Genomic DNA, 26,661 nt, shown 5'->3' on the forward strand with positions numbered 1-26,661 from the left:
ATTATTATTTATTGCACATCAAGCGAATTTATGCTTAAGGCTTTTGCATCCTTGGCTCTTAATTGCACAGTATAGTTTCCGGCATTGATCATAGTACCGGTAGTAGTGCTAATGTAATTTGATTTTCCCGGACGTGTTGCTTTAAATTCAACATCTTCTTTTTTCAGCAAAGCCCCATCGGCAGATAGAATTTCGAGAGTGCCGTTTATTGTTTTTTCATTTGGATTATTGTAAGAAATGGTCAGTGAATACATATCCGCAACGCCCACATCAAATTTCCATTCTAATAAATTATCTGCGGATGGTTTATTAAAAATCACCCGGCCTTTCCCATTGATAATTCCTTTGACTAAGCCGTGGCCATACAACTTCCCATCTACGGCTTTGTAACTGGTAACAGGCTTCAGATCATAAGCGGGTTGCATATTAGAGACAGGTAAAACAACAATTGGATACATTATTGAAGTCTTATTATTCAAGCCTCCATTGTAGCCCAAAGACACGGTTGCCCCTTTTTTAAATCTTTTACGATAAATAGTGAAACGTTGTCCTCCATCAAAATCATTTTCAATAAAAGTATTCGTGTTTTCATAATCTTTTAGCCAACCCGGAATAGTAATAATTTTTGTATTCACTCCTATAAAAATATCAGCATCGTTGCCAACAGTAAATGTAGCGATCGTAGAATCTTTCGCATTATGTAAAACGTTTGGTGTTTGAATCCATTCGGCTCCATAAAGTTCCGGGGATAAAGCGCTGAAAGCAACGTTATCATCTGCATATTGCTTATCACCCGTATCAAGCCAGGATAGTAATACCCAATTTTTCGAAGCATTTTTATTATTCACTTCCAGGTTTTGTATTAAAGAGGGAGCCGATTTTGCAGGCTTACTATTTTTATCCAAAGAGGCAATTGCAATTGCGGAAATAACTGCTTGTCCTGATGCGACATGTGGAAAGGAAATAGTAAGTAATCCTCCTTTTACTGTTACTTTCACGGTCTTTTTTAAAGCGGTATTGTATCCTGCTTCTTTCCAAATATCTTCATCCTTCAGAACAACTTTATCATTAACAGCTACATCAAACAAACGCCAGCCTCTACAATTAATTCCACCTCCCCGGCCCAGCCACGGTTCTGTAAAATAAAGTTCTACCAAATAATCGCCATCGGGTACCGGAAAATCATAATGTAGTTTTTCTCTTCCATATCGAAAGGTTTGAAAAAGCTTCCAGTCTTTTGTACCATGTATTGGGTCTGAAGTTCTGCGCTGGCTTGCAAAGTAAGCAGGCATTCCCGCGAAATCTTTTGTCCATGATGTTGAACCCCAAAATTTATCATTCGTTCGTTCGCGATCTGCCGTCCACGTATTGCCATTTTCATCAACATAATCCGGCCCACCACAATTTACACGGTATAAATAATTGTATTTTGGTTGAGGCGAAGTGATTGGTTTTGCGTTTTTGAAAAAATCATTGAAATGTGGCGCACGCGGAAGATGATTTAAAACAATATAATCTCTCGAAACTTCTTTTCCATTTACATAACCTACTGCGTATAATACATTGTACCTGATGTTTACGCTGTCCCATTGAAAATGCGTTCCAATCCCATTTCTTTTTCTCCTTCCCAACGATTGCGAGCGGACATCATTGAACAATTCGACTTCATCACAATTCGAATAAACGACGATATTATTCTTAATGCCAGGTGTCAGCCATCTATCTGGCCATGTATGTGAAACAATATACACCATTGGTTCTTTGTCTTTTGGTGCATAGTTTGACCGGTACATATAAAAAGCATCCACCGGTTCTTCCCATGGCGTAAATAAGCCTTTGTAATTTACAGGGCCAACTCTGTCCAGTTCGCGAGACCCTTCTCCTCCCTGCACTCTGCCAGGATTATCATGAGAGGTGAGGAGCCACATAAAATGCCCGGCCACACTATCTTTTACCGACTCGCCAAGTCTTACTTTCATTTCCAGCAATTGCGTCATCTTGTCTTCGCTGTTAATTCCTTTTTGATTAAACGGTCCTTCGGTATGTAAATCCAATGTACGCCATGCGCCGTATTCACCTACCAAAATTTGTTTCTTTAAATCATTTGCATAAGTGGCAGGATCACCACCGTAAGTGCCTGTCCAGTTTTGAGGAACATCCCAATCGGTTCCGGTGCCACCATTGCATGTTACTACCAGCCGCTGCGATGAAGCGGTGGGATCTAACTTTCGAATTAAATCAGTGCATTCCTTTGCAAAATCCGCAGGTAGTTTGCTTTCATTTTGCAAGCCCCATAAGATTAACGAAGGACTATTGCGCCGTTCTTTGACCCAATCTGCTAAAAGTGTTTTGAAGTTTTTTCTAAACGCCGGCGTGTCAAACCAAATATGCGCACTCATTTGCGGCCACCACAAAACGCCCAGGCTATCCCAATACTTTTGATATCGCAAGTTATGCGGTTGATGTGCATCCCTGAAAGCATTAAAGCCTGCTGCTCTTAACTCCATCACTCTTGTTCTCACCTGCTCAGCACTAAAGGCGTGGCTCTTTCCAATCAGGTGCTCATATCCTGCAACGCCGTTTATAAAAACCGGTTTGCCGTTTAATAAAAATTGGTTGGATGATGCAGTTTTATTAATGGGCCAACTAATCCAGCGGATTCCGTAAGGTGTGGTAACGCGATCAATGACTTTCCCATTTTCTACCACTTCTGTGAGAAGTGTGTATAAATAAGGATCATCAAAATTCCACAAATGAACATTGTTGATGGAAGGTTCTTCGTGAATTGTTTTGCTTGTTCCAGGGAGAATTTCAGCGCTTGATTTCGTTTCAACAACAGTGGTGCCTTTGTCATTAAGCAACTTATTTACCAGTGTTATGTTTCTTGCAGTGCTACCATAATTTTTAACCTCTGCATCAATATACAAGCGGGCGTATTTTTCTGAAACAGTTGTGTCATTCCAGATATGAACGCCAAACGGTTGAACCCGAATATCGTTTGTAATAATCAAATGAACCGGCCTGAAAATTCCCATAGGTTGCGAGCCTTCTGAAAATCCTCTTTCATCAGAGCAACCTCCGCAAACCCACGGCAGATCACGAATGTAAGCAGGATGATCAGCACGAACTGCCAACAAATTCGGTTGATTGTTGAGGTAAATTGAATTAGTTACATCTATTGTAAAAGTTGTTCTTCCACCTGCATGATAACCAACTTTTTTGCCATTCAGCCAAACGGTTGCATAAGAACCAACTCCTTCAAAATAGAGAAAAAAATGCTTGCCTTTCTTTGGTGATTTTATCGAAAATTTTTTTCGATACCACGCATAACCATGCCGGTTGCCATGTAACAATCGCCGGTAACCGGCATAGGCATCCCAGTTATTAGGCACTTCTACGCGCGACCAGGTTTTGTCGTTAAAAGACGGATTTTCAAAACCATCCAAAGCATTTTTGTTGTGATCATCTTCAATGCTGCGCCAATTTTGATCAAGAGAAATTTCTTGCCGAATAGCATTTTGAGCATATAAATTTCCAAGGCTGCAAGACATGAGGAACAAATAAAAAACAACAGTAAAGCAACAAATACTTCGTTTTTTTATTTTCTTTTGGAAATGAGAATTTGCATAGCGTAAAACCTTTTGTGCAGTTTCACCAATTTCTAAAATGATATGTCGTTTTGCAAATGCCATTATGAAATTCCATTCAATTGTCCGTCGAACTTATAAGTTTTTCCTTTTTCTGTTTTTAACTCCACCACTTTATCATGATAGCGCAAAAGACAAGGCTGGCCTGCTTTTGAGAATAATTCAACCTGTTGCAATTTTCCATTTTCCCACTTTAAATTAATCACAAATCCTCCTCTTGCACAAAGGCCTTTTACTTCTCCATCCGGTAAGGCAGAAGGCAATGCAGGCAGCAGATCAATGTATTTTGTATCACTTTGCAAAAGCATTTCTCCTATGCCGGCAGCGCCACCAAAATTGCCATCTATCTGAAATGGCGGATGCGCATCAAATAAATTAGGATAAGAGCCTTCACCATGGATTGATGCGGGACTAAGTAGCATTCGAATTAATTTAAAGGCATGATTACCATCTTCAAACCTGTCCCACAAATTGATCTTCCATGCAAGGCTCCAGCCTGTGGCTGCATCACCCCGGTATAACAAAGATTGGCGTGCCGCTTTCATCAACTGTGGCGTTTGTTCCCAGTTGATTTCGCTCCCTGGATAGACAGCCCATAAATGAGATACATGCCGATGATGGTCGCTGGTATCATCTTTGTCTTCAAGCCATTCCTGCAATTGTCCATACTTTCCAATTTGAAAAGGAGCAATTCTTGCCAATTTTTCCTGGAGTGTATCTCTTAAAATTTTATCCGTATTTAATAGCTCACTTCCCTGAATCACATTGCTAAATAAATCCCTTATAATTTCATGATCCATAGTCGGGCCTGCAACTAATCCGCCATGCTCAGGAGAATTGGAAGGAGTGCTTATCAACCAGCCCGTTTTGGGATCTTTAATAAGAAATGAATTAAAAAACAAGGCAGCTTGTTTCATTATAGGATAAGCAGTGTCTTTTAAAAACATTTTATCCTGTGTAAATAAATAATGTTCCCACAATTGATGACATAACCAGGCACCTCCTGAAACCCATATTCCATGATCAGGAGCATCGATTGGCGCCGTACTACGCCAGATATCCGTATTGTGATGAAGTACCCAACCGGGCGCATTGTAATAATCTTTTGCGGTTTCTTTTCCTGTTTGAGCAAGTTCTTTAATCATCTTAAACATCGGCTGATGCATGGGCGAAAGATTGAGCAGTTCAGCCGGCCAATAGTTCATTTCTGCATTAATATTGGTCGTGTACTTACTGCCCCATGGGGGCGCAAGTTTGTCGTTCCAGATTCCTTGCAGATTTGCCGGATAAGTTCCCGGCCGCGAACTTGAAATCAATAAGTATCTTCCATATTGCAGATAAAGCGCAACAAGCGCCGGATCGTTTGATGAAGCAAACTTTTCAATACGTTCATTCGTCGGCAACTTTTCATTTTCGCTATTACCAAGATTAATGGAAAGGGTATTAAAATACTTTTGATATTCTTTTATATGCGCTGCCTTTATTTCATGATAAGTTTTGCCGTTTATGCTTTGTAAAGCCTTATTGCAAATAGCTACAGGATCTCCTGAAACGTCTTTATAATTTTTGTAATTAGTGGCGGCGGTCAGGTATAATGTTACTTCGTCTGCGTTATCTATTTCTATTTTATTATTTTGAATAGTCACCTTTCCTTTTGCAGCAACCACACGCAGAAAGCTTTCGCCACGCAATGCGCCGTTTCTCACTTTTACTGAAAGGTCAATGGTATTATCAGCAGTTTTTTTTACAGAAGAATATTTGTGAGGACTATTTAGCATCGCCTCCAGACTAACGTTGCCAGGTTTGCTCGCAGTAAGATGAATAACAATAACCTGGTTGGGTTGACTCGCAAAATATTCACGTTTGTATTCCACACCGTTGGAGGAATAAGTCGTCTGCGAAATGGCATCGGTAAGATTTAGTGCTCTTTTATAATCTGAAATTTTATTTATTTTTTTGAAATTGAGCCACAAGTAACCGAATGGCTGGTACGCCGCCTGATAATGCGGAATAGCGGGTGGCTCGTCATTCTGAATAAAATACTTCCATTTTTTGTTGAGCGAAATCGTTGTGTTTGCAGAGCTTTGCGGGTAGATCACCATATGTCTTGATGTATCTTTATAACCTGCAATACCACCTTTATCAAAATAATTCAATACCTGTATGGCGATCGTATTTTTTCCATTTACCAAAGCCTCTTTTGGAATAATGTATTTCCGGTGATTATTCGCGCCTTCAGTTGTTCCAATCAATTTTCCATTTACATAAGTGAAATCCTGGTCGCGGACTTTATTTAAATCCAACACCAGGTTCTTACCTTTCCATTCTTTCGGAAGCGTAAACGTTGTTCTAAACCAAACCGCTCCATCAAGTCCTTGCAACCCTGCAGTTTCCCAGCCTTCATAAGTGGGAACTGTTATGGTTTTCCACTTGCTGTCGTCGTATCCGGGAAGCGCCGGGTTGCCTTTCATTCCTTTAAGAGCGCGCATTTCCTTTATCCATTCCGCTTTGTCACCGCCTTTGCTTTTCAGGCCCATAAAATGCTCTCCTGCTAATCTTTCTGCTTCCTTCTGTTTTCCTTCAAAAAGAAGTTTGCGGATTTGTGGCAAATATTGAAAGGCATCGGGCCGGTTATAATCTCTCGGTTTACCCGTCCACAGTGTTTCTTCGTTAAATTGAATCCTGTCCTGGTCAACGCCACCAAAGATCATCGCGCCTAACCTGCCGTTTCCGATAGGCAATGCTTCCGTCCATTTTTCAGCCGGTTGATTGTACCACAATGTAAGATTGTTTTTTTCCTGCGCCTCTGTTGTAACAAATATGAAAAGAAAAGCAAGAATAAAAAGGCATCTGATTTGCCTTATCTCTTTCGGGTGTGTGGACTTGAAACCTTTTACTGTAGGTGCTTTCATCAAATGATAATTTTTATCCGGCAGTTATGATTTTTATAGTAAACCAACAAAAACGGTCTTTTTACATTTTGGCCATCACGTGTTTTACATTTTTTCCTTTATAAATTTCTTTGCCATTGGCAAAAATTATAAAGCCTTTTCCTCTACCATATTTTTTGCCGGTTTTATCCCACAGAATTGTAAGCATTTTACCATGATATAAAACCTGGTCTAAACAAAACCAATCCCATTGTCCTTTTGGTATTAATGGAAAGATTTCAATTACATTATCAAGCCGTGGTTTCAAACCGATAAGGTTGTTGATGATTAGATCTGCAAAACCGGAATGATTGTAAAACTCACTTCGCGGGTTATCCTCTTTCAGCCATTCGCCGGTTTTTTCATCCTGGTATTCACCGATGTAAGGCAGTCTTCTTTTTTGTTGCGACCTGGCATATTTGTCAAGCTCTTTATAAAACACCTGCTTGCTCATGCTACCCTTATTTTTATAATCAGTGAGCAGGTTTGCCAGTCCTTTTAAAGTTTGTGTGGTTGCAAATGGCCAGACAGCGCCGTCCCACTCACATCCATGCCCTGAGCCATGCGTTCTGAATCCAGGGTTTCTTCTTTCGGCTGTAGTAATTCCCCAGGGAGCGCAAAAGCCTGTTGTATCGGTAAGTTGATTCCAGGCTTTTGCATATTTTACTTTATCATCCGGCAAATTAAAATACCAGGGAATGAAACCGATCTCTTCGCGCGCATCAGAAAATTTTCCATTTTGCAGGCGAACCTCAAAGAAAGAAGCGCTATCGTTCCACAAATAATTTTGTACGATTGATTTTAATGACGCGGCTTTGTCTTTATATTTTTTCTCAAGGGAAGTGTTTCCAAAAAGTTTCGCCATGTTGTTCATTGCCACTGCGTTCCCATACATATAACTGTTGATCGTTGGCCTTACATTTTTTACATGTCGTCCGCCACTGATCGATTCTTCCATCGCGTCCCTAACATCATATTGCCAGAATTTTCCATCAAGCAATTGTCTCTCTTTTTCCCACTGATGATAATCTGAATCCAATGCCGGTAGATTATTTTGTATAAAACTTTTATCGAGAGTAACGAGGTAACGATTGTACACCGCATTTTGCAACCAACTGCTAAAATTGTGAAGGTGAGGGCTCTTCGTTTTCTTATCGACATGCAACCAAAAATTGATGTAGTCATTGATATATTCCGGATTATGTAGCCATCTTCCTTCATAAATATGATGGCCCAGCGCACTGCTGATCGTGTTATATTTTCCCGCATGTTTCATTGGTGTGATGAATTCTGTAAAAACATACCCATCCGGTGTTTTTACGAGATGTTTTCTGAATGACCACCAGCGGTAATAATACATCCTCTCCAACGTCGTGTCAGGGGAATCAAAAAGCGGAATATTTTTAGCCAGCCAGACAAACGCATCTTTATTAGGCACATAATTTTTTACCGCTTCAGTATCTATTGAATTAAAATAAGTGACATAAGATTTCAACTTATCTGTGTTCAATATAAATTGCTGAGACGATTGTGCAAGACATGTATTTCCTAAAAAAAACAGGATACTTATATTGGTGATTATAAAACTGAAAATTTTTTTCATTCTTTTAAATTCATTTTTTTTGAATACAAAATCTACAAAAGCAATGTATCATAACAGGCACTTTTGTTTAAAATAAAAAAAGTGCTTATTTGTTCGTTTACTGCAACAACCTATCGACACACTTATTCTTATTCAAATAACCAATCCAATTCTTCCTTTACTTCTGACTGCGAAAGCCCGGCATCGTAAGACCGCGTTAACTTATTCTCATCAACGAAACCTAAAATTAGTACTGCTCCTTTTGGCAAATCAAGTGAATTGGTGCCTGCTTTAAAAGAAAACGTGTGAATGTTCACTGACGGCATTCCGGATATGATCAGCGCATTGGCAATTTTCGTTTGTGCCTGGCCGTAATCATTTGCGCTTGCATCATTTTCCAAAGTAGGTGGCTGAAGATATTCAGGATTTTGAGTATTGAAATAACCAACCAAAACCTTTACCGGTTTAGCATTCGAAAATTCAAGGTGCGTGCCCTCTTTCAATTGTTTAACTCTTGAAAATTTTAAGCCCTGCAATTGCTTTAATTCTTCAGCAAAATTCTTGATATAAGTGCTGGTATCGCTAAATAATTCCTTGCCAGTATTTATTGAATAATATCCGTCCGGCCTGGTAATTAAAGTTACTGCGGCATTCTGTAGCAGCTCTGTCTTTTTTACTGCTGTTTTTGATTTTGGCGCCTTTAAAGAATCAATATTTTTTTTGAAAGAAGTAAGTTCCTTCTCATACACCGGCAACATTTCTGTCCAGGTTTTAAAATTTCCATCCGCGCCGCTAACAGGAATCTTTCTTTGTTTCGTTTGCATGCTATTCGCATACAGGTAGGTATCTTTTGTTAACGCAGCTAATTTTTTATACCAGTCTAAACTTTTCTCTAAGTGAGGAAGTGCTTTCTCAAGATCAGTAATATCATTGGAATATTTATATCTCAAAACCGATAAAGCCGCTTCCGCTTTTTCAGCATAAGAATTGGCAAGCGCATCGTAAATGTGCATATCGTTTTTAATCCTTTCAAATTGTTTTTTATCTTTTGTAATCAAAGGCGAAGCATGTTCTATCGCTTCTACAGCCTTTTGCCCATGAGCTTTTACTTCTTTAATTATTTGAACAGGCGTTTCTCCTGTATGCTTTTCGTACTTCCATTCTTTTTCTGCATATTCAGTCAGCATTTCTCCTTCGGGTGATTCAGAATTATACAATAAAGTAAATAAACCATAACGATAAGGATTGATCAGTTCTGTCATCAGCATTCCCAAAGATAATGTCTGCCGGTTGCCATCAGTGATACCAAATCTTCTCAACAATTTCGGCGCAATTTCTCCGGACTGTTCAAAGGCTTCCAGAATATTTTTTCCTCCGGAAAGATTGCTTCCATATTTGTTGGCGAGCAGACCGGCCCAATGATTCACTTCTTCATTCCGGTCGCGATGGCAATTCCATGCATAGCGTGCCCACGCTTTATACCACATCCAGTCGCGATCCATCTGCAGCAGGCGCGGGTTTGTTTTGTCAGCGGTATAAGGCCAATCCCAATAAGACGCCTGGGGATACAAATGCAACCCATTTGCGTGATAAATATCATGCATAGCGAGGACGCATTTTTGTATAAAATCATCAGCCGCATAACGAAACGGTTCAAGGTTTGCCAGTATATGAACGTTTTCAATTTGCACCGTTCCTATACTGCTTAATTTACGATGAAGCTCCGCCCAGGTACCACGCGGCTTATACGTTGTAAGCGCTTCACCATTGTATTTTGCCATGGTATATAAATTTTTATAAAGCGGAAGCGCCTCTTTCATTACAGATGGTGCATCTGTATCATGGGCTCGTAAAACTATTGGTGGTTCTTCTTTTTTACCCAACGCTTTCAGGCCATCTTTCACGCCCGGAATAATTGTTTTGGTGAACCAATCTATATCATCCTGGCCAACTCCTTCCATTGCTTCACCTAATGTAACCAATAATCCAACATTCGGATATTTCTCTACGAAAGCTGCAATAGATTTTCTTGTATAGTCAGCAATTAAGGGAGTAATGTGCCTGTTCCGATCCTGTGTTTTTATATGATTTTTTTCAGCAAAAGGTTTTGATACAATAATGTTATAGAACATTTGAATCACCCAGATACCCCGCTTATCTGCTTCGGTGGTAAGAAATTGATACATCTCTTCATTCTTCTTAAAAGTGGTATCATCCACTTCAACGGCGTAAGGATAATCTTTTAATTTAACGAGCGATGCAAAAGGATGACCGTTCCAGAGATACAAAGAGTTTAACCGGTTCTCAACCATTGAATCCAAATATTTTATCCAAAGTGTTTTGTTATAAAACCAGGGAAAATTTTTAGGCGTATAAGGGTATTCATATACGCCTCTTCCCGGCAATAAGGTAGATTTTTGAACACCAATGCAAGTGCCGCGAAGAACCATTTCCGGCTGGTCTGTAAACGAAATATGTTCGGGCAACATTCCTTTTTCGCGTATGCGATCCGCTAATTCCATGCAACCGTACAAAGCGCCGGAATTGTCTGTACCTGTGATGACGATATTATTATTTTCGCCGGATGCGATAGAAAATCCTTCCTTGCCGGTTTTCATGGTGAAACTTATATTCAATAAGCCGGCAGCCTTATTTAATAAAGCATCGTTTTCTTTTCCAACAACTATTAAATCCTTTATGGATGAATTAATTTTGTTCGCAGAAATTTTATGTACTGTATAACCTGCATCTGTCAATGCATCTGATAATTTTTTGACCCCAAAATTGATTCGATTATTACTTGCAGATGCTATCGCAATAGAAATGTTTCTTGCTCCTGGTGTTATTTTCGTTTGTGCATACAAAGGAGAACTTTGTGCAGATGAAATGATAAATAATAATGATAAAAGCAAGCGGGATACGTTCATAATTCTTCAAGTCTAATAATACTAACAATCAATCGCAGTTTCAGGATGAAGCCCAATTCTGCAAATCAATTTTTTCCTAAATTTTTTTACTTAATAATTTTTAAAAAAAATTCTCAATAAAAGGTAAAAAAGGGAGCCTGGTAAAAACCAAACTCCGTATTGCTTGTATTATGAAAAGATTTTTAATTATTAAAGTAAATTGATCATTAGAAAAAAATTTCTAAACTATTTCACTAATGTATAATCCGGGAATTACGCGAAATACTTTTTAAATCAATCGCTGTAAAGCTAAGCGCATCACTATTTATAAAAAATGTATTATCTGACTATGTTAATGGATTATTTTTTTAATTGCTAATTGCACGTCAGAAGATTTTTAATTTTGGAATCATTCATTAAATGATAGAATCGAATGGCTATTTTATTTATGGTGCAAAATTGAGGTTGTTATATTTGCCAGTAAACAAACATATTTAGCGGATTTTTATTCTCGCCGGTTAAACTACTTTTATTTTTAGGATAATAACTTCTCACATGAATCCAATCAAATTACTGTTCATTTTTTTGTTGTTTCCGGTTCACATTTTTGCCCAGGAAAATGAACTGGATAATTGTAACATTGTATGGACAAGCCAAAGTAAAAATTCTTCCGGATCAATGCCGTGCGGCGGGGGCGATATTGGATTGAATGTGTGGACAGAAAAAGGAGACGTTTTATTTTATATCTCAAAAAGCGGCACATTCGATGAAAACAATGGTTTTTTAAAATTGGGCCGAATAAGGATACGACTTACTCCTAATCCTTTTGAGGGAAATAGTTTCAAACAACAATTGATACTTCACAATGGTTCTGTCGAAATTTCAGGGAAAAACAAAAAATTAAATACGACCATTAAAATCTGGGTAGATGTTTTTAACCCCGTGGTGCACGTCGAAATTAGCAGCAACAAGGCCGTGACTGCAGAAGCTACTTATGAGAGCTGGCGCTATAAAGACAGGCCTTCACGCAAAGGCGAAAACAACGCCAACTCATACAAATGGGCAGACGAAAAAGTAATTACATTTAAAGATCATATCGCGTTTAAAAAAAATGGAATTCTGTTTTATCATGCCAATAAATCATCCCCTTCCATCTTTGATAAAACGGTTCATGAGCAAGGGCTTGATTCAGTAAAAAACCAACTTTTTAATCCGCTCAAAAACCTGGTTTTTGGCGGGCTAATGGAAGGAACAGGAATGAGGCCAGCCGGCACTTTGCAAGGAAAATACATAGATACTGATTTTGAAGGATGGAAATTAAAAAGCATAAAAGCATCGCGTTCACAGGAGATTAATATTTACCTGCATACACAAAAGGCCGATGAAGAAAATGAATGGGAAGATAGTTTACAAAAGATAAAATCAAGAACGAAAACGACAGAAAAAAATGACTGGAGAAATACTGCTAAATGGTGGAAAGAATTCTGGAACAGGAGTTTCATTTTTATTAACCCGGATACTCCCGATGAAAATTCTGATGTTTGGCAATCGGGCAGAAATTACCAGTTGTTTCGTTACATGCTTGGCTGTAATGCATTTGGGAAATATCCAACTAAATTCAATGGAGGCTTATTTACGTATGACCCCTCATTGGTTGATTCCAATTCGAAATTTACACCTGATTTTAGAAAATGGGGTGGAGGATTGATGACAGCTCAAAACCAGCGTCTTGTTTATTTTCCTATGATAAAAAGTCGGGATTTTGATATGATGAAATCTCAGTTTGATTTTTATCTGCGGTCATTAAAAAATGCCGAAGTAAGAACGAAAGTATATTGGGGCCACGACGGAGCATGTTTTACGGAACAACTTGAAAATTTCGGATTGCCGAACTATGCTGAATATGGTTTGAAACGACCATCGTGGTACGACAAAGGATTACAGTACAATTCATGGCTGGAATATGAATGGGATAGTGTTTTGCAATTCTGTCTTATGATGCTTGAACAGGAGCATTACGTAAATGCTGATATTTCAGGGTATATTCCGTTTATAGAAAGTTGCCTAACCTTCTTTAATGAGCATTATCAATATCTTGCAAAATTGCGCGGAAGTAAAGCATTCGATGGGAATGGCAACCTTGTGCTGTATCCCGGCTCTGCGGCTGAAACGTATAAAATGGCTTACAATTCCACTTCTACTATTGCCGGGTTACAAACAATACTTTCAAGGCTGCTGGCATTACCCAAAAAGTATCTCACAGAACCACGCCGGAAACATTGGGACACTATGTTACACAGGTTGCCACCCATCAGCTTCGCGGAATTTGATGGGCATACAACTATTGCACCCGCTCAGCTTTGGGAACGCATCAATAATACAGAAAGCCCACAACTTTATCCTGTATTTCCGTGGGGAATATATGGCATAGGAAAACCAAATCTTTCTATCGCCATCAACACTTATAAATATGATTCGAATGTGGTTAAGTTTAGAAGTTATATAGGGTGGAAGCAAGATAATATCTTTGCGGCCCGGCTGGGATTAACACAGGATGCAGCCCGGTTGACGGTACTTAAATTAAAGAATTCAGAAAAGCGTTTTCCTGCTTTTTGGGGACCAGGCTACGACTGGACACCAGATCATAACTGGGGCGGAACGGGCATGATAGCATTGCAGGAAATGCTATTGCAAACGGATGGACAAAAAATTTATTTATTTCCCGCATGGCCAAAAGATTGGAATGTTCATTTCAAATTGCATGCGCCGTACGAAACTATTGTGGAAGGCATTTTGAAAAATGGCAAAGTTGAATTATTAAAGGTTACTCCTGAATCAAGAAAGAAGGATGTGGTTACTATGCTCGGAAGATAAGAAATCATTAATTTTCTTAGAAAGATTTAGATAAATGCATACTTTTTATACATCTGCTGTTGGAATATATCAAACTTACTCTTTTGACAACGGTCGAAAAATTGCCTGACTATATTGAATTAAATACAACAATAGACTTGCGTAAGGTTTGCAATAGGTTGCCATGTGTTTTATCAGCTTAAGTTCTTTATTCTTTTGACTCTAATGTTAGAGTTGGGTAAAACAAGTTTACTTGTTAATAGCACTGCATAATCACGAAAATCTTTAAAAGTATTTATAGAAAAAATTCTAAATGGTTATTTATAATCATTCTCAACGGTTCTGTATTTGTAACTCTGCCCATCTTTTATCCCAGTTCCTTGGAAGAACAGAAAAATGACTTGGATATACAAACCTTGGCGCTGGTTGTGTATTTAGTTTTTTATTCGCACAGTAGGTGAAGTTTCAGTTCCTGCAGTCCACCTGCAAGTCATGTAAATTTTTGATTACACCCGAAACGCTTTACGGTCAAGCGTTTCAGGTAAATCTTGGATAAAGATGAGTAAAATACAAAAAGATAAAAAGTCGGGTAGACAAGATTCGAACTTGCGACCCCACGCCCCCCAGACGTGTGCGCTACCGGGCTGCGCCACTACCCGCTAATTTGGCTGCAAATCTACTAAATGATAATTCTTTAACAAGAAAATCATACATAATTTGAAAACTGTGGAACAAAAATTACAAATATTTATAGCTTTACTGAAAGCTTTGAGATTAAACGCCGAAAGAGCTACCACAGCCACAGGTGGTGCTGGCGTTCGGATTAGAAAAAGAAAAGCCACGGGCATTTAAGCCACCTTCCCAGTTTATTTCCATATTATTTAAATACAGCAGGTGGGCGGGATTAATGATACAATTAATTCCATTCAGGTTAAAAATTTCATCTTTATCAGTCTTTTCTTCAAATCCCAGCAGGTAAGACATTCCTGAACAACCGCCGCCTTTTACACCTATTCGTAAGTATTTATTCTCATTTTCCGGTGATGCCATTAGCTTTTTAATTTCCGCTACAGCAGAGTGGGTGAGGAGCACGGGTGATTGTGTTGTTTCCATAATTATTTTACAAAATGGGCGTTTAAGAGGGAGGACTAAACCTTGTTTTTATTAACTTCTCAAAAATACAACCTTAAAAGTGGAATGTTTATTTTTGTCTTTAATTTATCAATATGTCAACATTTGAAACGGTAATCACCCTTTTTTTATTCGTACTGCTGTTAGCTTTCGTGTGGATATTGACGGAGTTTTCCGCTTTGAAAAAACAAATAGACGAGCACAAAAATGCCGATTCAGATACTCTTCGGCTCAGGCTGCAGGCGTATGAAAGAATCACGTTGCTGACCGAGCGAATTGCTTTGCAAAACCTTCTATCCAGGCAAAATAATCCCGGACTTTCGTGCAGGCAAATGCAAATGTCTTTGATTGACGCTATTAAGCAGGAATATGATTACAATATGAGCCAGCAAATTTATGTTTCACCTGAAGTGTGGCGGGCGGTTAACAATTTAAAAGAACAAAATATTTATATCATCAATCAATTGGCTGCTACTCTTCCTCCACAGGCATCCGGTATGGACTTAAATAAACACATCATTGATTACCTGATTAATAATTCCAATGCTTCGCTGCATAACATTGTGCTTGAGGCGATTAATTACGAAGCGAAAAAGATTATGTAACTACTTTACACAGAAGCGAGCTTTCCAAAACAGTAAACAAACAATTAACGTGCAATTAATTTTTCCATCGCTTTTTTTTCATTTTGCTAAAAAAATGATCATCAAGCTGCGAGCTTTTTCCCATTGTTTTATTAAAAACAGAGCCAGTAAATCATCGTTTATTCAAAATATCAGCTTACAATTATTCTCATTAAGTATTATCATTAAGAATGAAACCGAAATTAAAACAAGCTAATTTCAAAATTATTTTCAACCCGATGCAACTAAAAATGTAAATATGATGCCTGTTATATTGCTTTTGGCAGGCGGATGTTTTGTGAAACAAATCCAAAACCAACACTGCCTGTTTTGTATAAACTATTCTTCCGTGTTATGAAATACTTTTTCTTATTAGCAATTTTATGCGCTTCTTTAGCTACGCGCGCCCAAAAATATATCCTTCTTGATGAAGCCATTTCCCGTCCTGCAGTTTATACCAACCGTTTAACGGATTTGGAAAAATATAAAAAGTTTTTTCCCGTTGAAGTGAAAGCCCTTCCGCAATTCCTGGAAGTTTTAGAAAAAATTGATAACCTTCTCAACGGGAAAAATAATAATGCTGCCGCCATTGATTTTAACGCAGGCTGTGCAGAGTTCAAAGGACGCGCTTTTAAGCTGGCTTCCGGACCAAGGTTCGATTATATTCTGACAGCTAATTGCGAAGGCATTAATGAAGTGATGCATTTATGTGATGCGAAATTGACCAATACTAACAATTCTTATTTCATCCGCACCTGGATAAAATATATTAAAAGCAATATCAAACGCAAGTAAGCTCAGGTTTTCTTCAATCTTAAAGGCCTGTATTGAAAGAGCGGGTCCTGTTGATTTTCAAGTCGCGAAGGATGGGCGATTTGGGGCTGATGTTGATGCTGTAATACCGGTAAAGGCCAAGCGGTGTGATGCTGATAGACATTTGCCAGCAATGCAAATCTCGGGAAATGGACATGCTGAGCGGTTCAATTTTTCCGGATGAAATATTCAAATAGCCCTGCATACCCATTTGCCATTTTGGAGTAATGTTTAACGTGCCGCCAAACTGCATGTTTTGCGTAAATGCGCCGATAAAGCTTTGGCTTTTTACATCAAAAGATTTCAAATAGCTTAATGCAAACGAAAGATTTACAGACCACGGTATATTAAAGTCTGCAAATTCGCCGGGATTATTTCTGATGTAAGCCAAATCGCTGTTGTATTGGTCCTGCCCGTACAAGGCCTGGTCTGCGGCATTTTCATCGGGCTTCACGCCGGCTTTTTCGCCGGTTTTCTTATTGCCTCCCTGGAAGGAACTTGATAACGATAGATTCCAGTTTGTTAATCTTCCTAATGAGATAGGCTTTCTTTTCCAAACCAAAAGATCTTTGTCGCGGCCGGTGCTGTCCACTTCATAAGGGTCAAAGTTGGCGCTGGTCGTCAGGTTTATTTTGTTGAAAAGATTAGTGGAGGCTGATGCCGATATATTGGAGAAATGGCGAAAGTCAACCGGGAAAAAGTTATAGCTTCCGTTAATGCTGAACGCATCAATCAGGGATATTTTTTTCAAAGCATTTCCCGTATCTTTTTTGTCGCGCACTTTCATGGAGAGATTATTTTCCAACCCGAAATTAAAGCCTCCAAAGCGGCCATTAGTATAGGGCCCGTTCAAATTATAGGTAGTTGGGAAATAGGGGAGAATCTCCTTCCTTCCTGTGGTATCGATGATGGAGGTGTAATAATTTCTCCGGTTAAAATCCGGCTGATAGCTTATGCCAAACGTAGGCCTGATTTCATGGCGGATAGCCTGGATAAAAGAATTTTTACTTTTAGAGGTTATCATCCCAAAGATGCGGGTGGAGATGCTCAATCCAAAAGACATCTGCCTCGCCGTATAAAATCCCTTGTCGACAGAGGTATCGAGCTTTCTAAACGTGCTGTCCCAGCTCAGCGCTACTTTGCTTTGGTACCAGGTTTCATCATAACTTACTGAAGGCGACAATTGGAAAACGCCCATCTGCGGCAGCGAAAGGCTTATCGGCACCCTGTGGTGAGCGCCCCATTGAAGATTATTCATTATTTGTTCACTCAGCCTGGGGTGGCCGGTAGAATCACTAAATGAAAACTGGTTTTTTGCATCAAGGTTGTAACCAATACCCAGATTTTCATACCATTTCAATTCGCCCACCGCGTCCTTCCGGCGAAAAGGATAAATGGTAGTCATCGTAAATCCTAAAGTGGGCAGGTTGATATTAAACTCCTTTAACTGCGTATTCTGATTATGATTGGCGCTCAGCGTTAAATTAAACGGCAGGTCTTGCCACGATTTTGAAAAGGCAATTGACGAATAAAGCTGATTCTGATAATTCACTGTTGGATTATTTGGAACCTGGCTGTTAAAGCTGCTGGTACCTGCATTTACGTTTGCAGAAAACGTAACGCCAGGCCGCGACTTGGTGTCCGCACTGTGCGACCAGGAAATATGAAATGACCGGTTTTTACTGAAATCAGGATCGCCCTTAAAATTGTAATTGAAATTTTGAATATCAAGCGAGAAGTTGCCACCATAATGGTACCGTTTCGAATAGCGGGGATTAAAATGCAATGCCCATCCTCCGTAGGAGTAGATATCCGTTCGAACCACAATATCCCAGTTGTCGCTAATCACTTTATAATACCCAATACCTTCCAGCCCCAGGCCTTTTTGTTCGTTTACGGTAAAGTTAGGCGCCAAAAATCCTGAATGCCTTCCCTGGTTCAATGGGTAAATGCCAAAAGGAAAATAAATTGGAATGGGTACGCCTTCAAACTCTGGATGGACCGGCCCCGAAATAGCCACTTTATTGTTTATAAATTTTATTTTATTTGCAATAAAGGCAAAATGAGGCGTATCGAGGTTGCAGGTAGTAAACCTTCCTTTTAATGCATAAAAAACATCAGGGCTTACTTTTTTGATCACCTTTCCATAAACATACATCTCGCCCTGCTGAGTATAAGTCCCCTTAGTAAGACCTTTGCCCGTTTTCATATTAAACCGAATCGAATCGCTTTGCGAAATAAAGTCAGAAGATTTATAGGTAGGAAAGGCCACCGTTTTTCCGGTGCTGTCTTTTTTACTCGAGGCTATAATGTCGCCCGAAGCTTCATCAAAGGCAATAACGGGGCCTGTAAGTTTATTCTCTTTATAATTTGTGGTTACCTTATTTCCATATAGTGTAACGGTTTTATTTTTTACATCTATTACCATTGAATCTTCCGCGGAATAATCAAGAGGCGATTCCAGCGCATTCTTTGCAAGATGGTAAGGGATAGTGTCCTTTTTTTTAAGACTGTCGGGAACTTGAGTGTGTAATGAATCCACGTTTTTTTTTTCTAAAATTGAATCTGTAGAATCTGTTATTTTAGAAGGAACAGAATCAATCAAGTTGTTGCCTGCGGAGGGAACAGAATCCAATAGAAACTTTTGCTTTTTTGCAACAGAAAAATGGTTTTTCTTTGAAGTAATTAATTCTGAATCATTATAATTGCCTGTGGCTGAAACAGGGTATTTTTTTTTGGAATTCAGATCGCTGCTTTTTACCGTGGAATATAAACATACAAGTAAGAACGCTGTAAAAACAAACGGTAAAATATTTTGTGACCTAAATTCGTTTCTGTTTAGCATAGCAGGAAGGCAACAAAAATAGAGATATTCCAATTAAGGATATGTGAAGATTGAAAAAGAATTGTATTGAAAATTTTATAACTAACATTTGTAATGTTCGAATCAAAAAAATCCAGGTTATTTACTATGTTTAGAACGGTGTTTTTTTTATTGACATCCATACTGATTTTAAGCAACAGTGCTTTTTCCCAGAGCCCCCGTAAAATCAAAACAATAATTATCGACCCGGGGCACGGCGGGCAGGATCACGGGGCCAAAGGAGAATATGAGGGTACCCTTGGTTCACTTGAAAAAGACATCACGTTAGCCATTTCCATGAAGCTGGTTGAGTACCTAAAAAAGGCGATGCCCGATGTAAATATTATTCCTTCCAGAACTACAGATGTGTACATGTCTGTTCACGAAAAAGCAAAGTTTGCCAATGAACATCACGGCGATTTATTTGTATGTATCCACGCAGATGCTGTAGACTTAAAAACAGGGTCGCGGATTGTAGGATATAAAAATGAAACTTATTATACGCATCGTTATGTAGGCAAGGGCAAGTCAAGGAAAAAAGTAAGTACCAAACATACACGCCGGGTTGCTATTAAGCACTATTATAAAATTCCAACTTCGCGCAAGGGTACAAGCACTTTAATTTTAGCTGCTCGGCAAACGAGTGATAAAATCAAGGCGTTGGAAGAAGGCGATCTGGGTTTTAATACCGATGAGGATGACAGCACTGCAAATGTGAATTACGACAGCCCGGAATATAAGGCCAGCGCTCTTTTATATTCGCAGAATTATTTCAGGAAAAGTTATCAGCTTGCTTCACTTGTGCAGGAAGCAGTAGCTAAAGAAACCGGCCGGCCCGACCTGGGTGTGTGGCAGCGCCAGAAAGGATTGTGGGTTTTGCACGCCACCCAAATGCCCGCTATCTTAATAGAAACAGGGTTTGTGGCCAACTATGACGATGAACGATATCTGACCAGTGAAAAAGGCCAGGAAGAAATTGCCCAGGCAATTGCGGATGCGCTGGTTAAATATAGAAATATGATGGAAAATCCTAAATCGGTTGCTAATACTACAACTCCTGCCGCCGAAAATTAACTCTTACCACTTTTTATCTTTTTTGAAGAATATCAAAATGGAACACTCCTGTAATGATTACATTCATTTTGTTATCAACTGAGAATGAATTTCCTATTTTCGCATAATACTTTTAAAGAAAATATTTCTTTAAAAGACTCATTACGAAAAAATACCAAATGAAAATAAGCAATGAAACAAAGGTAGGAGTGCTTGCAGTGGTTTGTGTGGCGTTGTTGATTGTAGGGTTCAGATTTTTAAAAGGAAAGGGGATATTCAAAAAGGAAACGCACATCTATGCAGTCTATTCAGATGTGCAGGGATTAAAGCAATCAAATCCTGTGGTGATTAACGGCATGCAGATCGGACGGATTGCCAACCTGGATGGCGGAAAAGATATGAAGCATATTCTGGTTACTGTTTCTCTTACCAAAGATGTCAACATCCCCAAAAATTCATTGGCGGTAATTAATCCTAACTTGTTAGGCAGCCCCACCATGGAAATCCAGCTTGGCGATGCTACTACTTATCTGAAAAATGGCGATACCTTGCTGACAACGCTCAGCGCCGGCGCTTTTGACGAAGCAATGAAGATTATTAACCCCGTTTTATATGAAGTAAAAAATGCGGTCAAGTCTCTAGATTCGGTTCTGACTACCGTCACTACGGTATTTGATGTGAGGACGAAAGATAATATCCAAAGCATCCTCGCGAATGTGAATACAGCCACAGCCTCTTTTGTTCTTACTTCGGAATCTTTGCGAAAGATTGTGGATGTTCAGAATGGCTCGCTGGCCAGGTCACTGCAAAACATGGAAAAATTCACTTCAAATCTCAATGACAACAATGCACAGCTCGATAGCATCATAAATAACACACAGTTGTTAACCCGCAATCTTTCGGCTATTAATTTAAAACAAACGATGGATTCCCTTCAAATTGCTATTAATAATTTTAAAACCGGTGCAGAAAAAATAAACAGCAAGGATGGCTCCTTAGGCCTTTTACTAAATGACAAAACTTTATACCATAATCTTGAAAGCACTTCTGACAAATTAAATATCCTCCTGGATGACATAAGAGTGCATCCGCGCAGGTATTTAAACATTTCAGTGTTTGGAAAAAAAGACAAAGGCAATTATCTCACAGCCCCTTTGATAGATGATAGCATAAAAGCGGTAAAACAATAATATGTTTTGTAAGCTGAAATATTCCGTACTTATTTTTTTTTTATTATTTACAAATATTTCCTTTGGCCAGGTAACCCCGGCTCAAAATCCGCCTGAGGCCGACACAGTAAGAGAATTTGAGATTATCCGCGGGCCAAGTATGCGGGCTATTAAAATCGATTCGGTTACTACCTTACAAACCATCGCCGGAGGCGCCATAATCAAACAAGGCTCTACGATTTTTCACAGCGACAGCGCCGTGGTGAATCCCGTCACTCATATTATGGAAGCGTTTGGAAATATTGAAATTAACCAGGCCGATACGGTGCATACTTACAGTCAGTACCTTAAATATCTTGGCGTTGAAAAAATTGCCTATCTAAAAAACAAAGTAAAGCTCACGAATAAAAGTGGTACTCTTTTTACAGATGATCTTGATTACAATCTTCAGACTGGTATCGGAAATTTTCATAATGGTGGAAAAATAATAGAAGGGAAAAGCGTAATTACCAGCCGTGAAGGAACCTATTATGACGATACGAAAGATATTTATTTTAAGAAAAACGTAAAGCTGGACGAGCCTCAAAAGCATATTCGCGCCGATTCACTTTTGTATAACATGCAAACCAGGCAAGGTACATTTATAAGCCCCACCCATATCAAAACTCCGGAGGTGGAAGTGAATACTTCCAGCGGAACATACGATTTGAACAGCGGCAATGCCTTTTTCACCAACCGTGCTACCGTAAAAGACAGCAGCGGAAGATTGTATTCGGCCAATACCATGGCCCTGGAAAATAAAACAGGTAATGCCCAGTTGGAAGGAAATGCGGTAATTATTGACTCTGCAGGCGGCTACACGATTATAGCCAACCAGGTTTTTATGAATAAGAATAAGAATTCTTTTCTTGCCACAAGAAAGCCTGTTCTGATTATCAAACAAAAGAATGACAGCACCTATATAGCTGCCGATACGATTTATTCCGGATTTACGGCTTTTGTAAAAAATAAAAATGAAGTCTTGCAGAAAGATTCAATGGTGAATGTGAATGTATCAGAAAATAAAAAAGTAGAGGAAACACTGGCCACCGATTCGACGGCAGAATTTTTTCTTCAACAGCGCCAAAATAAAAGTGACTCGGCAAAGAAAATCCTTCCTGGTGATTCATTGAATATTCACAGAGATTCTTTGACTCAAATAAAAAATCTTCCTGGTTTAAACGAGGCAAGCAAACGAAACGATACTACTCTTTTTATTCCTGAACAGCCTCCAAAGCAGCCGATTCCACAGAAAGATTCTTTGAGCAACAAAACAGACACTACAAATAAATTGATTCCAGAGGAATTATCTTTATCAGAAAAAAAGAAAAGACGGCGCAAAAAGAACCGTACCATTGCGCCGGCAAAAGACTCTGCGATAGTTAGCGCTACGCTGCCTAAAGATTCATCTTCGGCTGATAATCCTGCACGGATTATATTGCAAAAACTAACCAATGATTCTTCCATGCACGAAACGAAAGCTGATTCAGCAATTACAGACTCGTTGCAGGCAGATTCATTAAAAGCATTACGGGGAAAGCTTCCTGATAGTTTAAAAACTATAGAAAAATCAATTACAGATTCATCGAATAAGGCGGATACTTCTATAAGATATTTTCTCGCCTTTCATCATGTGAAAATTTTTAATGACTCGCTTCAAAGTGTGTGTGACAGCCTTTTTATATCTTCCAAGGATTCTGTATTCCGATTGTATTACAGCCCTGTGGTATGGAGCGGCAATACGCAAATCGCCGGTGATACGATTTTTCTTTATACCAAAAATAAACAGCCTGAAAGGTTGTATGTTTTTGAAAATGGAATGATAGTGAACCGGACGAAAGAAGGATTTTTTAACCAAATGGCAGGCAAAACGATTAATGGATATTTTATCGATGGGAAAATAGATTATATGCGCGTGAAAGGCAGCCAGGCTGAGAGTATTTATTATCTCCAGGATGAAGACAGCGCCTACATCGGTATGAACAGGGCCATCGGCGATGTGATTGATTTGTATTTTAAAAACGATGATATTATTAAGGTGCTTTTTGTCAATTCTGTTGAAGGCAAAATGTATCCTATGAGCCAGATCCCTGAGGATCAGCGAAAGTTAAAAGATTTTAAATGGCTTGATAGTGAACGGCCTAAAAACCGCGCTGAATTGTTTGAGTAATTTATTCTGTATTGCAAAAGCATAGTGAATCAATAAATACATCGCTTTTTATTTTTGATAAAAACGTGTAAGCATTGCTGTTATCATCAGCATTTAAACCAATTGATATGAGCAAGAAAATCTTTGGATTTTTATTTGCGCTGAATTTTATTTGCGTGTTCCCCTCGTTCAGCCAGCAAACCATCATTAAATATTTATCCGGCACAGATAAAGACCATACAGTATTATGGGATTTTTATTGCACAGGCGGCAGCCACAGCGGTAAATGGACTACTATTCCTGTGCCTTCGTGCTGGGAGTTGCAGGGATTTGGCAGCTATAATTATGGAAGAGAAAAAAATCATTCTGATGAAAAGGGCTTGTATAAATTTAGATTTAATGCTGATAAAAACTGGAAAAATAAACAGGTGAATATTGTATTTGAGGGATCAATGACGGATACAAAAGTGAAGATAAATGGAAAGTTGACCGGCAAAATACACCAGGGTGCTTTTTATGAATTCAAATATGATATTACATCTCTGCTCAAATTTGGAAAGTCTAATTTACTGGAAGTGGAAGTGAGCAAGCAATCTGCAAATGCTTCGATAAACAGGGCCGAGCGCGACGGCGACTTTTGGATTTTCGGAGGTATTTTCAGACCTGTTTATTTGGAAGTATTGCCCAAAGAACATATTGAAAGGATTGCGATAAACGCTGAATCCGATGGGCATTTAAATTTGCAGGTTTTCACTTCTCACATTGAAAAAGATTACTCTTTGCAGGCTGAAATTTCAGGCACAGATGGCGACAAAGCGCTTGATTTAATGTCTAAAAAATTGGACAATACTGATTCACTCACGATTCTCGAACATCAATACAATGGAGTAAAATTATGGAGCCCTGAGTTTCCGAATCTCTACACAGCGAAAGTTTCTTTAAAAAACCACGAAGGAAAAATAGTCCATACCATCGAACAAAAATTTGGATTTCGCACGGTTGAATTACGGCCGCATGCTGGCTTTTATTTAAATGGAAAGAAGGTAATGTTTAAAGGCGTGGATCACCATAGCTTCTGGCCGGAAAGCGGGCGAACTACCAGTAAAGCGATAAATATTGAAGATATTAATTTAATGAAAGAGATGAATATGAATGCAGTAAGGATGTCGCATTATCCACCGGATATCGATTTCCTTGATGCATGCGATTCCATTGGGCTTTTGGTGTTGGATGAATTAACGGGCTGGCAAAATTATTACGACGACACTACGGGCCACAGGTTAGTGAAGGAATTAGTGATCCGCGATGTAAATCATCCTTCCGTGGTGATTTGGGACAATGGAAATGAAGGCGGTTTTAATCGCAACCTGGATAATGATTATGATTTGTATGATCCTCAAAAAAGATTGGTAATCCATCCGTGGGAAAAATTTAACGGCACCAATACCAAGCATTATCCTGATTTCAACTACCTGCAAAATACGGCATTGTATGGCACAGAAGTGTACTTTCCAACAGAGTTTCTTCACGGCTTGTATGATGGCGGCCTTGGTGCCGGATTGGATGACTACTGGAATCTGATGATGCGAATGCCGCTGAGTGCCGGAGGTTTTCTTTGGGTGTTTGCCGATGAGGGAATTGTACGGCGTGACTTAAACGACAGCATTGATACACATGGCAACAATGCGCCTGACGGAATAGTTGGCCCGCATCGCGAAAAGGAAGGAAGCTTTTTTACCATCAAAGAAATTTGGTCGCCGGTATACATTAACCAACAATTTATTCCACAAAATTTTGATGGAAAATTATTGGTCGAAAACAGGTACATGTTTACCAACCTGAACCAATGCACGTTTAAATGGAAGCTGGTAAATTTTGGAAATCCGGATGACGCCATAGTAAAGTCTTCTATAAAAGATGAGGGAACTGTTTTACCAACTTCAATAGAACCGGGCGAAAGTAAATTTATTGATTTGCATCTGCCTTCCTCGTGGCAATCAAACGATGCACTGTATCTTACTGCGATTGATAATCATCAGAAAGAAATTTTTACATGGAGCTGGCCGCTGCATTCTCCTGCAAATATTGCAAAAAAGTGGTTGCGCACCACTTCACTTGTTTCTGAAATTGAAACTAACAGTGATGCACACACGTTAATTGTTACCAATGGCAATGTGAAATTTTATTTTAGCAAAACAACCGGTTACCTGCAAAAAGTAACGAAAAACGATTCTGTATTTTCTTTATATCAAGGGCCTTCTCTCGCTGGTTTTCAGATGCAATTGGATTCGTTTGATTATAAAAAAGAAAATAATGCCGTGGCGGTATATGCACATTATAAAGAAGGAAGAAACTGGTTCACGGCGGAATGGACTTTTCGTAGCGGCGAGCCTGCAAAATTATCTTACACTTTCAACCAGAGGGAAGCTGCTGATTTTATGGGAATCACGTTTCAATATCCCGAAGAGAAAGTGAAGGGCATGCAATGGCTTGGCCGCGGGCCTTATCACGTATGGAAAAACCGTTTAAAAGGTTTGCAATTTAATGTCTGGGACAAGGATTATAACAACACAACCACCGGCGAATCGTGGAACTATCCTGAGTTTAAGGGCAATCATCAAAACGTATATTGGGTAAAACTTAAGACCAGCCAAATTCCTGTCACAATTTTTATGGAAAATGAGAATGTGTTTTTACAGATGTTGAAAACAAATGATCCGAAAGGAGCAGGTAATACAAATACCACAGTGAAATATCCGGAGGGAAATATTGGTTTTATGAATGCGATTCAACCTATCGGAACAAAATTTCATAAGGCCGAAGACATGGGGCCGCAAAGCCAGAAAAATGTACAATTAAACGCCCCTTATCACGGTGTAATCTGGTTTGATTTTTAAAACAGC

General features: G+C 39.0%; 13 protein-coding genes and 1 tRNA gene. 7 read left to right on the forward strand and 7 right to left on the reverse strand.

What is annotated here, in order from left to right; genetic code table 11:
• Nucleotides 1-8: 8 nt before the first annotated feature.
• The 4 genes from EFY79_RS14360 to EFY79_RS14375 all read right to left on the reverse strand — a co-directional run bounded on the left by EFY79_RS14360 (nucleotide 9) and on the right by EFY79_RS14375 (nucleotide 11,086).
• Entirely contained in the window at nucleotides 9-3,551 is a 3,543-nt protein-coding gene (locus tag EFY79_RS14360) for a malectin domain-containing carbohydrate-binding protein (RefSeq protein ID WP_123121517.1), read from the reverse strand.
• 140 nt (nucleotides 3,552-3,691) lie between these two features.
• Entirely contained in the window at nucleotides 3,692-6,559 is a 2,868-nt protein-coding gene (locus tag EFY79_RS14365; RefSeq protein WP_123121411.1) for a glycoside hydrolase family 95 protein, read from the reverse strand.
• Between the two features lie 61 nt (nucleotides 6,560-6,620).
• Entirely contained in the window at nucleotides 6,621-8,180 is a 1,560-nt protein-coding gene (locus EFY79_RS14370) for an MGH1-like glycoside hydrolase domain-containing protein (protein ID WP_123121412.1), read from the reverse strand.
• A gap of 128 nt (nucleotides 8,181-8,308) precedes the next feature.
• Complete coding sequence (locus tag EFY79_RS14375; protein WP_123121413.1) at nucleotides 8,309-11,086, reverse strand: alpha-d-galacturonidase; 2,778 nt, start codon at nucleotides 11,084-11,086, stop codon at nucleotides 8,309-8,311.
• A gap of 534 nt (nucleotides 11,087-11,620) precedes the next feature.
• Between EFY79_RS14375 and EFY79_RS14380 the strand changes: the two genes are divergently transcribed.
• A complete protein-coding gene (locus EFY79_RS14380; RefSeq protein WP_123121414.1) occupies nucleotides 11,621-13,939 on the forward strand; it encodes a DUF5703 domain-containing protein in 2,319 nt (772 codons plus the stop codon).
• Between the two features lie 564 nt (nucleotides 13,940-14,503).
• Here EFY79_RS14380 and EFY79_RS14385 read toward each other — a convergent pair.
• A tRNA-Pro gene (locus tag EFY79_RS14385) sits at nucleotides 14,504-14,577 on the reverse strand.
• A gap of 115 nt (nucleotides 14,578-14,692) precedes the next feature.
• Complete coding sequence (locus tag EFY79_RS14390) at nucleotides 14,693-15,031, reverse strand: HesB/IscA family protein (RefSeq protein ID WP_123121415.1); 339 nt, start codon at nucleotides 15,029-15,031, stop codon at nucleotides 14,693-14,695.
• 113 nt (nucleotides 15,032-15,144) lie between these two features.
• On the opposite strand from EFY79_RS14390, the gene EFY79_RS14395 reads away from it, so the two are divergent.
• Together EFY79_RS14395 and EFY79_RS14400 are read left to right on the forward strand one after the other, a co-directional pair.
• Nucleotides 15,145-15,654: a DUF7935 family protein gene (locus tag EFY79_RS14395; RefSeq protein WP_123121416.1), complete on the forward strand. Its 510-nt coding sequence runs from the start codon at nucleotides 15,145-15,147 to the stop codon at nucleotides 15,652-15,654.
• Nucleotides 15,655-16,026: 372 nt separating this feature from the next.
• Nucleotides 16,027-16,467: a hypothetical protein gene (locus EFY79_RS14400; protein ID WP_123121417.1), complete on the forward strand. Its 441-nt coding sequence runs from the start codon at nucleotides 16,027-16,029 to the stop codon at nucleotides 16,465-16,467.
• Between the two features lie 19 nt (nucleotides 16,468-16,486).
• On the opposite strand, the gene EFY79_RS14405 is transcribed toward EFY79_RS14400, so the two are convergent.
• Complete coding sequence (locus tag EFY79_RS14405) at nucleotides 16,487-19,363, reverse strand: putative LPS assembly protein LptD (RefSeq protein WP_158605221.1); 2,877 nt, start codon at nucleotides 19,361-19,363, stop codon at nucleotides 16,487-16,489.
• 93 nt (nucleotides 19,364-19,456) lie between these two features.
• Here EFY79_RS14405 and EFY79_RS14410 point away from each other — a divergent pair, with 93 nt between their 5' ends.
• The 4 genes from EFY79_RS14410 (at nucleotide 19,457) to EFY79_RS14425 (ending at nucleotide 26,655) form a co-directional block, all read left to right on the forward strand.
• Nucleotides 19,457-20,422 carry an N-acetylmuramoyl-L-alanine amidase family protein gene (locus EFY79_RS14410; protein WP_158605222.1) on the forward strand — a complete coding sequence of 322 codons (966 nt, stop codon included), beginning with the start codon at nucleotides 19,457-19,459 and terminating at the stop codon, nucleotides 20,420-20,422.
• A 158-nt stretch (nucleotides 20,423-20,580) separates the two neighbouring features.
• Nucleotides 20,581-21,591, forward strand: coding sequence for an MlaD family protein (locus EFY79_RS14415; RefSeq protein WP_123121420.1), 1,011 nt, complete (start codon nucleotides 20,581-20,583; stop codon nucleotides 21,589-21,591).
• A gap of 1 nt (nucleotide 21,592) precedes the next feature.
• Nucleotides 21,593-23,779 carry an OstA-like protein gene (locus tag EFY79_RS14420; protein WP_123121421.1) on the forward strand — a complete coding sequence of 729 codons (2,187 nt, stop codon included), beginning with the start codon at nucleotides 21,593-21,595 and terminating at the stop codon, nucleotides 23,777-23,779.
• Nucleotides 23,780-23,886: 107 nt separating this feature from the next.
• Nucleotides 23,887-26,655 carry a glycoside hydrolase family 2 TIM barrel-domain containing protein gene (locus EFY79_RS14425; protein ID WP_123121422.1) on the forward strand — a complete coding sequence of 923 codons (2,769 nt, stop codon included), beginning with the start codon at nucleotides 23,887-23,889 and terminating at the stop codon, nucleotides 26,653-26,655.
• The last annotated feature ends 6 nt before the right edge of the window (nucleotides 26,656-26,661 follow it).

Origin of the sequence: Hanamia caeni, from assembly GCF_003721595.1 — a bacterium.
Lineage (GTDB): Bacteria > Bacteroidota > Bacteroidia > Chitinophagales > Chitinophagaceae > Ginsengibacter > Ginsengibacter caeni.

Bases quoted from the DNA above. Each gene is read 5' to 3' on its own strand.
- EFY79_RS14415 (WP_123121420.1), top strand. From the start codon at position 20,581: ATGAAAATAAGCAATGAAACAAAGGTAGGAGTGCTTGCAGTGGTTTGT.
- EFY79_RS14395 (WP_123121416.1), top strand. From the start codon at position 15,145: ATGTCAACATTTGAAACGGTAATCACCCTTTTTTTATTCGTACTGCTG.
- EFY79_RS14400 (WP_123121417.1), top strand. From the start codon at position 16,027: ATGAAATACTTTTTCTTATTAGCAATTTTATGCGCTTCTTTAGCTACG.
- EFY79_RS14365 (WP_123121411.1), bottom strand. From the start codon at position 6,559: ATGAAAGCACCTACAGTAAAAGGTTTCAAGTCCACACACCCGAAAGAG.
- EFY79_RS14375 (WP_123121413.1), bottom strand. From the start codon at position 11,086: ATGAACGTATCCCGCTTGCTTTTATCATTATTATTTATCATTTCATCT.
- EFY79_RS14420 (WP_123121421.1), top strand. From the start codon at position 21,593: ATGTTTTGTAAGCTGAAATATTCCGTACTTATTTTTTTTTTATTATTT.
- EFY79_RS14360 (WP_123121517.1), bottom strand. From the start codon at position 3,551: ATGTCTTGCAGCCTTGGAAATTTATATGCTCAAAATGCTATTCGGCAA.
- EFY79_RS14410 (WP_158605222.1), top strand. From the start codon at position 19,457: ATGTTTAGAACGGTGTTTTTTTTATTGACATCCATACTGATTTTAAGC.
- EFY79_RS14370 (WP_123121412.1), bottom strand. From the start codon at position 8,180: ATGAAAAAAATTTTCAGTTTTATAATCACCAATATAAGTATCCTGTTT.
- EFY79_RS14390 (WP_123121415.1), bottom strand. From the start codon at position 15,031: ATGGAAACAACACAATCACCCGTGCTCCTCACCCACTCTGCTGTAGCG.
- EFY79_RS14425 (WP_123121422.1), top strand. From the start codon at position 23,887: ATGAGCAAGAAAATCTTTGGATTTTTATTTGCGCTGAATTTTATTTGC.
- EFY79_RS14380 (WP_123121414.1), top strand. From the start codon at position 11,621: ATGAATCCAATCAAATTACTGTTCATTTTTTTGTTGTTTCCGGTTCAC.